Annotated in this window: 13 protein-coding genes; 3 read left to right on the top strand and 10 right to left on the bottom strand. The window is 64.1% G+C overall.

Going from position 1 to position 12,336, the window contains the following annotated elements:
• Positions 1-444 precede the first annotated feature (444 nt).
• The 5 genes from NU1_RS29800 to NU1_RS29780 all read right to left on the bottom strand — a co-directional run bounded on the left by NU1_RS29800 (position 445) and on the right by NU1_RS29780 (position 3,990).
• A complete protein-coding gene (locus tag NU1_RS29800) occupies positions 445-1,014 on the bottom strand; it encodes an IS3 family transposase (RefSeq protein WP_084521923.1) in 570 nt (189 codons plus the stop codon).
• Between the two features lie 115 nt (positions 1,015-1,129).
• Positions 1,130-1,384, bottom strand: coding sequence for a YciI family protein (locus tag NU1_RS29795; RefSeq protein ID WP_067526742.1), 255 nt, complete (start codon positions 1,382-1,384; stop codon positions 1,130-1,132).
• A gap of 15 nt (positions 1,385-1,399) precedes the next feature.
• Positions 1,400-2,353, bottom strand: a complete 954-nt coding sequence (locus NU1_RS29790) for an alpha/beta fold hydrolase (RefSeq protein ID WP_212761460.1) — start codon at positions 2,351-2,353, stop codon at positions 1,400-1,402.
• Positions 2,354-2,423: 70 nt separating this feature from the next.
• The gene (locus NU1_RS29785; protein WP_084521922.1) at positions 2,424-3,233 is read right to left on the bottom strand and encodes an oxidoreductase; all 810 of its coding nucleotides are present in this window, start codon (positions 3,231-3,233) and stop codon (positions 2,424-2,426) included.
• 46 nt (positions 3,234-3,279) lie between these two features.
• Positions 3,280-3,990, bottom strand: coding sequence for an SDR family oxidoreductase (locus NU1_RS29780; protein ID WP_067526738.1), 711 nt, complete (start codon positions 3,988-3,990; stop codon positions 3,280-3,282).
• A gap of 89 nt (positions 3,991-4,079) precedes the next feature.
• Between NU1_RS29780 and NU1_RS29775 the strand changes: the two genes are divergently transcribed.
• Complete coding sequence (locus tag NU1_RS29775; RefSeq protein ID WP_067526736.1) at positions 4,080-4,682, top strand: TetR/AcrR family transcriptional regulator; 603 nt, start codon at positions 4,080-4,082, stop codon at positions 4,680-4,682.
• 867 nt (positions 4,683-5,549) lie between these two features.
• Here NU1_RS29775 and NU1_RS29770 read toward each other — a convergent pair.
• From NU1_RS29770 to NU1_RS29750, 5 genes are all read right to left on the bottom strand, one after another.
• Positions 5,550-5,894, bottom strand: coding sequence for a hypothetical protein (locus NU1_RS29770; RefSeq protein ID WP_067526734.1), 345 nt, complete (start codon positions 5,892-5,894; stop codon positions 5,550-5,552).
• 59 nt (positions 5,895-5,953) lie between these two features.
• Positions 5,954-8,233, bottom strand: a complete 2,280-nt coding sequence (locus tag NU1_RS29765) for a hypothetical protein (RefSeq protein WP_067526732.1) — start codon at positions 8,231-8,233, stop codon at positions 5,954-5,956.
• A 136-nt stretch (positions 8,234-8,369) separates the two neighbouring features.
• On the bottom strand, positions 8,370-8,951 hold the full coding sequence (locus NU1_RS29760) for a 2OG-Fe(II) oxygenase family protein (protein ID WP_067526730.1): 582 nt from the start codon (positions 8,949-8,951) through the stop codon (positions 8,370-8,372).
• Positions 8,952-8,973: 22 nt separating this feature from the next.
• Positions 8,974-9,864, bottom strand: a complete 891-nt coding sequence (locus NU1_RS29755) for a radical SAM protein (protein WP_169815167.1) — start codon at positions 9,862-9,864, stop codon at positions 8,974-8,976.
• A gap of 396 nt (positions 9,865-10,260) precedes the next feature.
• Positions 10,261-10,674, bottom strand: a complete 414-nt coding sequence (locus NU1_RS29750; RefSeq protein ID WP_067526728.1) for an Rv0361 family membrane protein — start codon at positions 10,672-10,674, stop codon at positions 10,261-10,263.
• Positions 10,675-10,947: 273 nt separating this feature from the next.
• Between NU1_RS29750 and NU1_RS29745 the strand changes: the two genes are divergently transcribed.
• Together NU1_RS29745 and NU1_RS29740 are read left to right on the top strand one after the other, a co-directional pair.
• A complete protein-coding gene (locus tag NU1_RS29745) occupies positions 10,948-11,607 on the top strand; it encodes a sigma-70 family RNA polymerase sigma factor (RefSeq protein WP_067526726.1) in 660 nt (219 codons plus the stop codon).
• Positions 11,604-12,290 carry a hypothetical protein gene (locus tag NU1_RS29740; RefSeq protein WP_067526724.1) on the top strand — a complete coding sequence of 229 codons (687 nt, stop codon included), beginning with the start codon at positions 11,604-11,606 and terminating at the stop codon, positions 12,288-12,290. Before NU1_RS29745 ends, NU1_RS29740 begins: the two co-directional genes overlap by 4 nt.
• Positions 12,291-12,336 lie beyond the last annotated feature (46 nt).

Below are 12,336 nucleotides of genomic sequence, written 5' to 3'. Positions count from 1 at the left end.
CTCGGTGATGATCGTCGCGACGACCTTCCGGAAGGTCGCGGGTGTCACCCACGCGAACTCGGTGCCACGGGCCTGACGCCAGACCCGGCCGAAATTCTGCAACTCACGCGGATTGCCCTTGCGGTTGGTGAAGATCAGCCTCTCGTCGTCGGCGTCCCACTTCGTGGCGGCAAGCTCCTGGAGTGTGCTGATGGTGAAATCGGGAAGGTGGACGGTGCGATATCCCGCCTCAGTCTTCGTCCACGGCTGACGGAACAGCTTCCCATCTACGCGGACGATGGTTCCGCAGATCGTTGCTCGCCATGACGTTGCAGTCCGGTCGATGGCGCACCGTCGAAGCGCCAATGCCTCTCCGGGGCGGGTACCGGTTCCGAGCATGACATCGGCGATCCTCGGGATGTCCTGGTCGCGCTTTGAGATTCCTCCGCTAATCCGGAGAGCGGATTATCTGGTTCCAGCCGGAACCTGTTGATAGTAACTGGATTCGAACTCATCCGGTGATCGCCAACCCGGCTTCTTCTGGATCCGCTGGGAGTTGTACCAGCCGTCGATGTAGGCGAACAACGCGTTCTCGGCCTCGTCACGGGTCCGCCAGGACCGTCGGTAGACGAGCTCGGTTTTCAGGGTGGAGAAGAAGTTCTCCATCAACGCGTTGTCGTAGGAATCTCCGACCGATCCCATTGATTGTGCGATCCCGTTGTCGGCCAACCTATTAGCGAACCGAACAGCTGTGTAGGTCGAGCCCCTGTCGGAATGACGGACCAATTCACCGTCTCGGACATCGCGCGACCAGACACCGTACTCGAGGGCGCCGAGCACCAGATCGGTGTCGCAGCGGTCGGAGGTCTTCCACCCCACGATCCGGTTGGAGAAGGCATCGCGAACCGCGGCCAGCCAGAACACGCCCTCCCCGACCGGAATGCGGGTCGCGTCGGCGACCCACAGCTTGTTCGGGGCGTTGGCGGTGAAGTTCCGCTCGACCAGATCCGGTCTACGCTTTGAGAACGGCAACATCCACGCTGTCAGTTAGCCACCACGACTGGAACCTAAATTATGGGGCAGGTCAAGATGTCACCTATCCGTGCAGCAGTCCCTAAGACGGTCTCAAATCTCATTCTGAACTGATCTCTTACAGCGGGACTACCTCGGCGTACTCGAAGGCCATGAGGCCGTTTGCGACGAAGGGCAGCCGCGCTAGGTGTGTCTGGACGTCGGCGAGGTCGGAGCCCTGCACGATGCCCACCAAGCCTTGGCCGTCAGTGCGTAGGTAGGCCGAGATCACCACGCCTTCGGCGCGCAGTTCGTTCTGCACTCGAGTTTCCTCATCCCGGTACTGCGCTGCCTTCTCGGGATCAGTCATCGTGGCGGTGACGAAGAAATACATGCTCGATCCTGTCTGCTAGTTGTTGAGGAAGTTGGTGACTTCGGTGGCGAAGTCTTTGGCGTGCTGGAACAAGAATCCGTGTCCGGCATCGCTGTAGAGGACCAGTTTGGCGTTACGGAGGTGCCCGAGTGCGGTGTAGGAGGCGACCGCGGGGATCATGATGTCCTCGATGCCGTTGGCGATCAGCACGGGTTGGGTGATGGTCTGCAGTCGCGCTTGAATCTGGTCGAAGGGCGCGGATGAGTACGTTCCGATGGCCGCGATCTGTCCCAGTGCTGCTTGTTGGGTGACCCCGGGACCGCCGGCGGCGAGCCGAGTGGAGACGTTGGCGAGGTGTTGGCGTCCGGCGGCGCGGCCGGTGTCGGTTTCGGGGTAGAACAGGTAGAGCAGGTCGTCTTCGTCGGCGTCTGCTTTGTCGGCGATGCGAAGGACTTCTGTTCGAGGAGCGGGCATGTCGGGCACCGATCCGGGGCCGGTGGCCGCCAGGATCAGGGTCCGCACGAGTTCGGGTCGCAGTTCCACGATGTCCTGGGCGACGTAGGCGCCCAACGACCAGCCGAGCAGGTCGACGTGGGCCAGGCCGAGCGCGTCGAGGAATTCGATGATGCCTTCGGCGAATCCCTGTATGGAGTCGCGAGGCTCACCAGCGGTATATCCGGTGCCGACGTTGTCGACCACGATCACGTCGAGTTCGGCGGCGAGGTGGTCCAGGAATTGCGGATCCCACCAATCCAATGTTCCGCGCAGCCGATGCAGCAATACCAGCAGGGTCCCGCCCCGCGGGTGCGCCCGGTGCGGTGCAATCCCGGATCCGGCGGGTATGACGACATCGCCGCCCCTACAACCCCGCGCCGGGCGCGACGACGCGGTCAGCGAGGCGCTGCGGCGACCGCACCGGATGTTGGAGCCGATCCTGCCGACTGCAACGTCATGACCCGCACCCATGCCGCCGTGCGATTTCTCGCTCATCCTTTTACGTCTCTCGTTGGATTCCACTGAGGCCGAGCATGATCGGAGCCTCCGAGTGGCTCCGATCTGGTCAGGCTGGCAGGTGGTTGAGCTTGCGGATCTGCTTGTCGAAAATCCCGGCGGGGACCAGCCGGCGCATGGTGCTCACGCGCGCGGTTCGACCCACGGGGTAGCGCGGTTTCGGCTTGGGGTCGGTAGCCGCCGCCACGATCGCCGCGGCGACGACGGCGGGGTCGTCACCGGCCTTGACCGACTCGGCTATGTATTCCTCGAACACCCGCCGCTGCTGCGCGTAGACCCGCAGGGGTTGGTCGGGCTGCGCGATGTTGGCCTCGAATGCGGTGTTGGTGAAGGCGGGTTCGACGAGCAGCACCCGCACGCCGTACTCGCGGACCTCGTGGTCCAGTGACTCGGAATAGCCCTCGACGGCGTGTTTGGAGGCGGCGTACACGGCCATGTAGGGCTGCGGAATGAATCCGAGGATGGAGGACAGGTTGATGATGCGACCGCTGCCCTGTGCTCGCATATGCGGCAAAGCCGCATTCGTCATCCGGATGACGCCGAGGACGTTGATATCGAGGACACTTCGCGCTTGCTCGACCGAGTTTTCCTCGGCCGCACCCGCCGACCCGATGCCGGCATTGTTGACCAGCACATCGAGCCGCCCCGACTGCGCGATCACCGCGGCGACAGCGGCAGTCGCCGAGGCGTCATCGGTGACGTCGAGGTCGAGGAACGTCAGCCCTTCGAGCGGGGCGAGATGCGCGGTGACGCGGCCGGTTCCGAACACTCGGAAACCTTTCTGCGCCAGCGCGAGAGCGGCGGACTTGCCAATTCCGGAGGAAGCGCCCGTTACCAGGGCTACAGGTTGAGTCGTCATAGTGGGCTCCTGAATGTAGAGGGATGTGCGAATGGTCGGGCGATGCCTACTGTCGAGCGAGTTGGGAATACAGCGCGGCGGGGTCCGCGGCGAGACCTGCCTTGACCTGCCGTGTCAGCTCGTCGGCGAGGACTTCGAAGGCATCGGTCTCGATACCGTCCAAGGCTTGTACCGCGACGCTGTGCGGGGCGGTTTTCGGTGCGCCGACCCCGGCCGTCATATCGGTGTCGACGAAGCCGACATGCAGTCCGGTAACACCGATGCCGCGAGGCGCGAGCGCCAACCGCAGTGCGTTGGTCTGCGACCACAATGCGGCTTTGGACGCGCCGTAGGCATCCGTGCCGGGGATCGCGATCCAGGACAGGGCGGAGTGAATGGTGAGGATATGGCCGCCGCCGTTCCTTTCCAGGACCGGCGCGAACGCGCGGTTGACGTGCAGCGCTCCGAAGAAGTTGATGTCGAACTCCCGGCGGATGTCCTCGATCGGCGAATCGAGGAACGAGGCCCCGGTGGTGGCCCCGGCGTTGTTGATCACGATCGTCACGTCCGGTGCGTGCAGAGCCGCGGCTGCCACAGAATCCGGATCGGTCACTTCCAGAGTCAGCGGGATCGCATCCGGGTGTGTGATGGTTCGCCGGTCGCGGGCGGTGGCATAGACCTTGGTGGCGCCCCGGGTGTAGAGCTCCTCCACGAGTGCCTTGCCGATGCCGCGGCTACCGCCGGTGACGAGTACGACCGAATCTTTGATGCTGGTCACGGATAACTTCCCTTCGGAAACTGATCTGTTTCCCTAGACTGTAAACAGATCGGTTTCCAAAGGGAAGGGGTATCGGTAATCTTGTGGCTATGACCGAGCCGACACCGCCCGCAGCCGCGACCGCCTCGACGCGCGACCGGCTGCTCGACGCCGCCACGCGACTGTTCTACGAAGAGGGCGTCCACGTGGGCGTCGATACGCTGTGCCGCGCGGCCGGGGTGTCCAAGCGCTCGATGTACAAACTGTTCGAGAGCAAGGACGAGCTGGTGGCCGCCAGCTTGGAACGCTCCGCGCCGGATCACGCGCTGGCCTTGCTACCGGCGGCCGACGACTGCCGATCACCGCGGGCTCGAATCCTCCATGTCTTCGAACGACTGGAATACCTCGAGCGAGACCATGAATTCCGGGGTTGCCCGTTCGTCGCCGTGGCAATCCAGGTGAAGGCACCCGAACACCCGGCGAGTCGGGTTGCCCGTCGCCAGAAGGACGGGCTGACGTCGTTCTTCCAGTACGAGGCCGAACGCGGAGGCGCATCTGACCCCGCCCTGCTCGCCCGCCAGCTCACCCTGGTATTCGACGGGGCCAGCGCCCACTCGGTGGTCCAAGCCAAGGATCTCGATGGCCTCGCCATCGCGACTGCTCGCACGCTCCTCGATGCGGCCGGCGTCAGCGCGTCGTTGCCGGACAAGTGATCTGGCCTCGACTTGATTGCTGGTGCGAGTGAATCGGCTCGATGCCCCGATGAAATACTTCGGACCCGAGCGATGCGGAATTGCCGAAATAACGTTGGCTTGACGCGCCGAACAATTCATCCGAATCGCGCTGCCCGCAGGCTAATCGAATTCCGACTCATTGTGATCAGAGAGCATCACGCCGTGCGGAGGCAATTGCCGCCGTGGCGAACGACCAGTAGCACATCTCAGTGCACGCGGCGTGGTGTCCTGTGGCGGTGCTGCGACTTGATTGGTGAGGTAGATGCTGACCGCCGAGGCTGCCAACAGTAGGTCCAGAAGAACACGCTGAGGCGTGCTGGACTTGAGGCTTCGGAATCGGTGCGAGGGTGGGACAGTGTCGGCCCGGACAAGTCGCCCGGTGTGGCATCGGCATCATCGATCGACTGAATGTTGGCTTCTTCCTGAAGGTGATTCGGGAGATGGGAAATCCGCGCCACTCATGCCGCGGTGCCGACCCCGGCCGCAGCGGAGACTGCGGCCGGGACACGTTGTGGGACTTGACCCCACGACACGCTTACGACACGGATTGGATGGGAATCAGCGGATTTCGATGAGCAGTGTCGAGTCGATCGATCTCAGAATCTCCGCTGTTCACAAGCGATTTCGAGGATCGTTGGGAACCAGTGGGAACCAGTGGGAGTCGGGTATTTCATTTGAACCACCGACAAGTGGTCGCGGGTTCAAATCCTGTCAGCCCGGACAGGTCGGAGGCGGTTTCCGCCTCCGACCGGTCACTTTTTGTGGACCAATTGGGGACCACAGCATCGAGCCCGGGTATGCCGGGGCTGACGGGCCCACAAGTTGTCAACAGGACCACGAGAGGTTTCAGGCCCCGGCTGGCTGGGTGTAGTCGAAATACCAGCCGTAACCCTTGTTGTCGAAGTTCCCTTCGCGGCACTCACTCACGACTCTCATCGGCCATGCATGGTCGTGGCCGACCTGGCACCGTCCGAGATCCGGGTACGGCCCTTCGTGCACCAGCTCGCCTGGGTACGCCGCGGCAATGGTGGGCAGCGCCAGACTGACTGTGAGAGTGAGGATTGCCGCTCCGCAGACACGACCGGCAGCAGTCGTGATTGCTGCGGCGGTCAGGAGGGCGATCTTCGCCCAGCACTTACCCCACGACACCACCGGCGGCCAGGACTGAGGCTGAGCACGCAGGGCCGCCATGAATCGGCGTGCGCGAGAAGAAATCCGCGATGACCGTCGATGGGATCTGGGCCAGGCGTTCATCGTGTGCTCGCGTCGGCGACGACCCGGGCGCTGTGGCGGATGATGACGAGGGGGTCGCCGATCAGGGGGTTCATCGTGACCAGCAGGTCGTCGCCGTAGACGGAGACCGTGGCGGTGGAACCGTCCCGGACACTGAGTACCCTGCGTGGCGTCCAAGTGATTCCATCCGCGGACAGCCACAGTGCCGGGCTGATGTGAGTGGCGTCGGACCACGATCCGGTGGCGGCGAATCCGCCGGGAACCGCAACCGGTACGCCGATCGTTTGCCCTGTTTCCGCGCGCGCGACCTCGGTCCAATCGGTCCCGTTCTCCGAACGCAACACGACAGTTCGTCCCTCGGTCCGTGCGCCGACGATGATGCTGATGCCCGAGACGGCGCAGCCGCCGATGCTCCCGTCGCCGTCGCCGAGCCCGCCCAGGCGGATACGCTGCCACCCCTCAGGCCGTGCTCGCCACGCCGCAGGCTGGTAGCGGCCCTGGGAGATCTCCGTCCAGCCGACACCCAGTGACGACCCGTCGGGCAGCGTGCAGACGTCGTCGATGCTCGACCGTAATGGTCCGTTACCGAACTCGCCGACTTCCCGGACCCAGTCTCGGCCGTTCGTCGATGTCCATGCCGCGGCGTGGTCCGAGGTTTCCAGATCGACGTTCGCGCGAACGACGCCGACGGCGGTCCAGATCGCGCCGGTCTTGCGTACGGTGGTGATCACGGTCGATCCGGTGGTGCCGAATCCCTGAATCGTCTGCCAGCCCGCGCGGGAGTTCGGCCGATACCAGCCTTGCACGATGTTCTGATCCCCGGTGAACCTGGTCCCGAGGGTGATGGTGGCGCCGTCGTCGTCGGACACCATCCTGGTGTTCAGCAGGCCCGCGGCGTCCGGAGGGTCCCAGCTGCGTTCCTCGAGCCGGTCTCCCACCAGCTGGACCAGTCGTCCCTCGCCCGCACTGGTGTAGCCCCAGTCTGGGCGTGCCGTGAAGGTAGACCGCTGGGTGCGCAGCAGAGCCTGTTGCGATGCCAGCGGGGCAGTCTTGTCGAATGCGTCATCGCGGGTACTCAGGGTCTGCCCGTCGGTCCAGGTGGTTCCCGTCAAACGTCCGAAGCGGGTTGCTCCGCTGCCGAGAATGGCCGTGACCGTGTTGTCGCCGACCGTGATCGCGGTTCCGCCGACCCCGGTATCGGAGTTGACGGTTGTTTCACCGAGGTAGTTCCACTCATGGTCGAGACCGCGGCGGAACAGTGCGCTGCCCGGTGCGGTCTGGCCCGCGGCGACCACAGTCACCACACCGTCGCGCGTGGTCGGCACGCCGAGCCAGGTGGGCAGCGACCCGTCGATACGGAAATGACTCTCCGTCGGAGGCGCCGGCACCGCCTCGTGTCGCCATGCTGCGCCGTCGCGCGACACCCATGCGGCCGGTACCCGTGGCGCGGTCGGGGACGTGTCGCGCCGGGTCGCGCCGGTGGCGACATACTCGGTGCCGGTCCACACCACGCCAGCGAAGTGGCCGCTTTGATCGGCAATCGTCGCCGGGGCGTCCCGGGTCTTCCCGCCGTCGATCGATCGATAGCTCACCGTCGCGGCAGGCACTCCCTCCGGACCGGGCGACGCCACCAGAACCAGCGAGTTCCCTTCCCCCAGAATATCTTTCACACCGAGAACCGCATCGTTGCCGGGATCGGGCAACTCGATCAGGGATGTGTTGGCGCCGTCGTGGTCGAGCCGGAGCGCGCGGGCCGCGCCACGCTGGTCGCTACCGGTCACGACGATCGACTCTCCCGCCACATAGGCGTCGGTGATCCGATAGCGCCTGGCGAAGTCATCGGGGAGAGGCGTTTGCGTCCAGTGTCTGCGGTCCACCGATGTCCAGAGCCGACTGACCACCGACCCGTCCGACCACACGCCACCGGCGAGAGCCACCAGCTCGCGCCCTCCCCGCAACACACCGCGGAAAGACCCCGAGAATTCCGGCGTCACGGGAGTCCGCGTCCAGGTGACGGCGTCATCGGACAGCCACACCGTCGGCGTGGCGCCCGAATCCGGATGCGCCACACTGCCACCGGTGATCCAGGGCAGCCCTGCCTCGCCCGCGATGATCCGCCCCACGCTCACAACCGGTTGACTGCGGCGCATCCATTGCGGAACCCGCACCCGCTCGACGTCCAATTGCGCAACAGGATTCGCGTCGCGGCCCGGATGGGACTCGGCACACGAGACCGGCAATACAGCGGCAGTCAGCAGGAGAATCGCACCAGCGGCACTCCTGATTCGTGATTTCATCTGGTGTATCCCTCATTCATCGCAGATATGACTTCCGGCCGGTGCTTCTCACAGCCCGCCGCTTATGGGTTGCGCTGCCAGGGTGTCCTGTGACCGGGGCTTTCCCGAGGATGTCAATGGGCGATCCTCATCAGCATCAGGCGAAGTAGCGGCCGACAAGGACGACGCGCAGCGGCGTCGGTTGTTCAGCCGAAGCGACTAGCGGCGTCGTGTGGTGCTCCAGACAGGTCGCATCGAACACCACTGCGTCGCCAGCCGAAAGAAACAGTTCTGTCCCCGCAACCACAAGGGCTCCTCCTTGATGTCTGGAGTGGACGGACTTTAAACAGACCAGCAATTGGACGGTTCCGTACCGGTCGCGATGTGGGTTGATGTACTCCCCGGCACCGTAGCGGGATGCCCAGCACATCAGGCTCTCGATCGTGACCGGACCGGCCAGTGCTTCGATCAGCCTGGTGAGCTCCGGGTGCCGACAGAACTCGTAGCTGAGATCTCCAGCGACGAGTTCCTGTTCCTCCCACGACACATTCTCGAGTCCGCATCGCACACGCCTGCGGGCATTTCCCTCCGTCGATTCCAGCAGATACGCGGCATCGTCCGGGCGAATCAACCCCGGCAGGTTGACGAATCGTCGTGTCACGAATATGGAGGCCAGGTCCTGTAGATCGGCATGTCTCACGAAATGATGGTCGTCGGATTCGACATTGCGTTCGCTCATTCCGCAGCTCCAAAGGCAATTACTACCCCAAAGGGTTACAGATGCTCCGAGGCGCACAGACCGGCCTGCAGCCTGGATGACAGACCGGATGGCAATTCGGACCACAACTCCCATCCCGGTGGCGCTGATTCTCGGCGGTCGCGTTCCCGATGGCGGTCCTGGCGGTCGCCAGTTGGGGACTATCGATGACCTGTCGCAGGCTGGATTCCAGCACGTCGCCCACTTGGAGGGACCGGGTGAAGACACACGGGTGCACGACGCCGTCCGGATAGACAGCCAGGACATCGCCAGCGCATTGGCCGCACAGTTCCTCGAGGGGCGTGTCCACCTCTTTATTTGCCCGTCCGGCACGGCGAACGTGATCGACCTCGACGTCCTCGACTCCCAGGTCAGTCAGGAGTTGACGAGCTTCGTCGATCCGCTGATCCGCGAGCACCGACACAATGCCGACCCGGACCGGAATACCCAGTGTGATCGCCTTGCTGATGTTCTCGGTGGTCCGCTTGTGTGCCAAGGCGTTTCCGGTGATCAGCGTATGCTGCTCCGGCTGATCGGAGTAGTAGCTGGTCGCCAGGCGGACATTGTGCTCGACCAGCGTGCCCCAGATATCGGCGCGGATGCGGATCAGATTCGAGTAGACCTCCGTGGCGATCCCATGAGAGGACGCGTGTTGGATTAGTTGCGGTAGTGCGGGGTGCAGCGTCGGTTCGCCGCCGATGAACTGGATTTCGCGGACACCGATGTCGGCAGCGTCATCGATAACCGACATCCAGTCGTTGTTCGTCATGGCGCCATGCGATTTCGTGGGTCCGCTGTCGGCGTAGCAGTGCGTGCAGCTGAGCTGGCACCGTTCGGTCAGTTCCAGCCAGAGAAAGCTGGCGCCCCGCCTCGGCGGGGGTTCTGTTGCGGGCATTGGATTTACGTCGGTTCCGGTATGAAATGTCATTGTATTTCCTTGAATGCGCTGGTCTGCATCGGGTTTCGCTGCTCCTGCAGCACGACTTCGGTGGCTCTCAGTTCTCGCTGCAGTACCGCCTGCTCGAACCGTTCGGAACTTGGCGGTCGAGGTCTGCGTGTGCTCTCGCGTGTGCTTCGTCCCTGCTGTCGCCGCGACCGCTTCCTGAGATGCGGCCCTGCGCATTACCGTTGGGGTCGGCGAGCTGGCAGGTCACCGTCACACCGGTTGTGACGGCGAAGTCGAACTGCGGGGCAGCGGTGCCAGTTGTCGGAGTGATCCGCTTCAGGGAAATAGTCCGCGCTTCGCAGGTGTCGTGTGGCCAGGGATGGGTATCGGCCGGTGCTGATTCGGCTAGCCTGTGAGTCCTTGACACATTCTCCATTGCCCATCTTCTTTGGCGAGTGTCACTTGTCCGGAATTTGTCTTGTTCTTGGCGGCGGAGTAGACAGCGACAGTGGCCGATGCGCTATCACCGTAGATCTGAATATCGGAGATCGAATCGACTGTCATCGATAACGCGGGCACCGCGGATTGTCCATGCGTTCTTGCGTTGTCGAGAACAGTCTGGGCGCTGGCTTCGCAGAGATTGGCGGCAATGGCATCGACACTGCCGGTATTCGCCGCATCGATGTAGTCGTAGACGGCGATACGGATCTGGTCGGATTCCATGTCCTGGGCGGCGGCGTTGCCGTATCCGACCATAGTTGCGGCCGCAGCGGCGAACGCCGCAACGGCGAGGCGGGGGCGGGGGGTGAACGAGCCCATCGGTTGCTCCTTCGAGTCGAGTGAGGAGATCGGACACTCACAGAGAAGCCGTGTGTGGTGTCGACGGTTCGTCGATGGCGCAGACGACCGATCTTCGCCAGCGGTGTGTCTCGGGCCGAACCGTCCATGTGGCCTTTTGCTTCTCTGTTCATGAGGGTCTGTTCGGATCGCCTGTGTGGCGTCGTCGGACCGTCATCCGTAGGTTTCACAGCAAGACCCTCGCCGACGTCACCGCATGGCACGGCGACAAGTTCGCATCAGGAGGGAACCCAGGTGAGTTCCGCTGGGCAGGACCCGCTCGACCAGTGGTTGGGCAGGCCGATCACCGACGCGCCGGTCGCGTTGCACCATGCTGTATTCGAGTACGCAGTCGGGGTCGGACTCGAGGAGGCCACCACCTATGCGGTGCAGAAAGCTCGGTACGTGCTCAGCGATTTCGACCCCGACATGCGCGACGGCTTCGAAGATGTGGCGCAGGACGTGATCGTGGCACTGGCCGAGAAGCTGCCCAGCGAGCCCATCCGGCATTGGCGGGCGTGGCTGTCGCAGCGGGTGCGGTGGCGAGTGCGGGACCTGCGGGAGGAACGGCTGGCAGCCAAACGGCATCCAGGTCGCCGCGTCGGTTTCGACACTGCGGTCGCCTGTCTCGAGGACACCGTGGCCGAGTACGACCAGGATCGGCTCTTTCTCCGTGCGGACCTTGTCTGTGCCCTCGACAGCGTGCCCGACCCGCCAACCCGGGCGGTATTGAAGGCCACGTTCGTGATCCCCACGCACGATGCCGGGTACGACGTCCGCACTACCGCCGAGGTCGCCGCACTGTTGGGGATGAGCCGACCCAAGGTCAAACGCCTGCGCGCCCAAGGGGTCCCAATCCTGCGAAAGCTCCTCGACCCGGGTTCGGGACAGAATGCGAAGGGAATCGAATCATGAGCCCACACGATCGCGAGCAACGCGAAACCCGGTCTCCGCTCGACATCGACGACCTGTTGGCGTCGCTCGATACCGGCGAGTCGGAACCCTACGACGCCGAGAGCGTGGCGGCCGGGCATCGGATCGCCAACCGGCTCACCCGCCGGTGGGCACACGCCGGCTCGAACGCGGGACCGGCGACCGTCACGCCGATCGCCGCACGTCGTACCAGCGTGTTGGCGGTGCCGGGATGGACCGAACAGGTGCGGGCCGCTGCCTCCGGCACGGCCGGGCCCCTGCAGCGGGTCGTTGACCGGGAACTTGGGATCGAGTTCGTCCGGTCCGCGACCGATGGGCGGGAAACCTCGATCGTGGTCACCTCGTTCGGTGAGCTTGTCTCCGCGGGTGACGTGGTGCGTGTGCAGATCGGTAGTGGTAGCGGCCGCACCGACCTGCTGGTCGTCCTGCACACCGCCGACAACGGTGACCTCGTCGGGCAGATCATCACCCCGGCCGTCACGATGTCCGACGATCTAGAGATCGCCCTCACCCCGCTGTCCTCGCTATCGGGCGAGCACACACGTGCGGTCACCGAGGCGGTGCGGACCTCACCGACCCCGGGCCGTAACGCCTGGCGCCGCATCGCCAAACACCTTCCGGCCGACCACCCGGTACGATCCGCGATCATCGATGGACTTCGCTGATCGTGCGGCGCCGTCCGGTCGACGGGACTGCGGGCCGTGATGTCTG

It is taken from the genome of Nocardia uniformis NBRC 13702 (assembly GCF_001613345.1).
In the GTDB taxonomy this organism is placed as follows: Bacteria; Actinomycetota; Actinomycetes; order Mycobacteriales; family Mycobacteriaceae; genus Nocardia; species Nocardia uniformis.
This window is presented reverse-complemented; position numbering and strand designations above follow the sequence as displayed.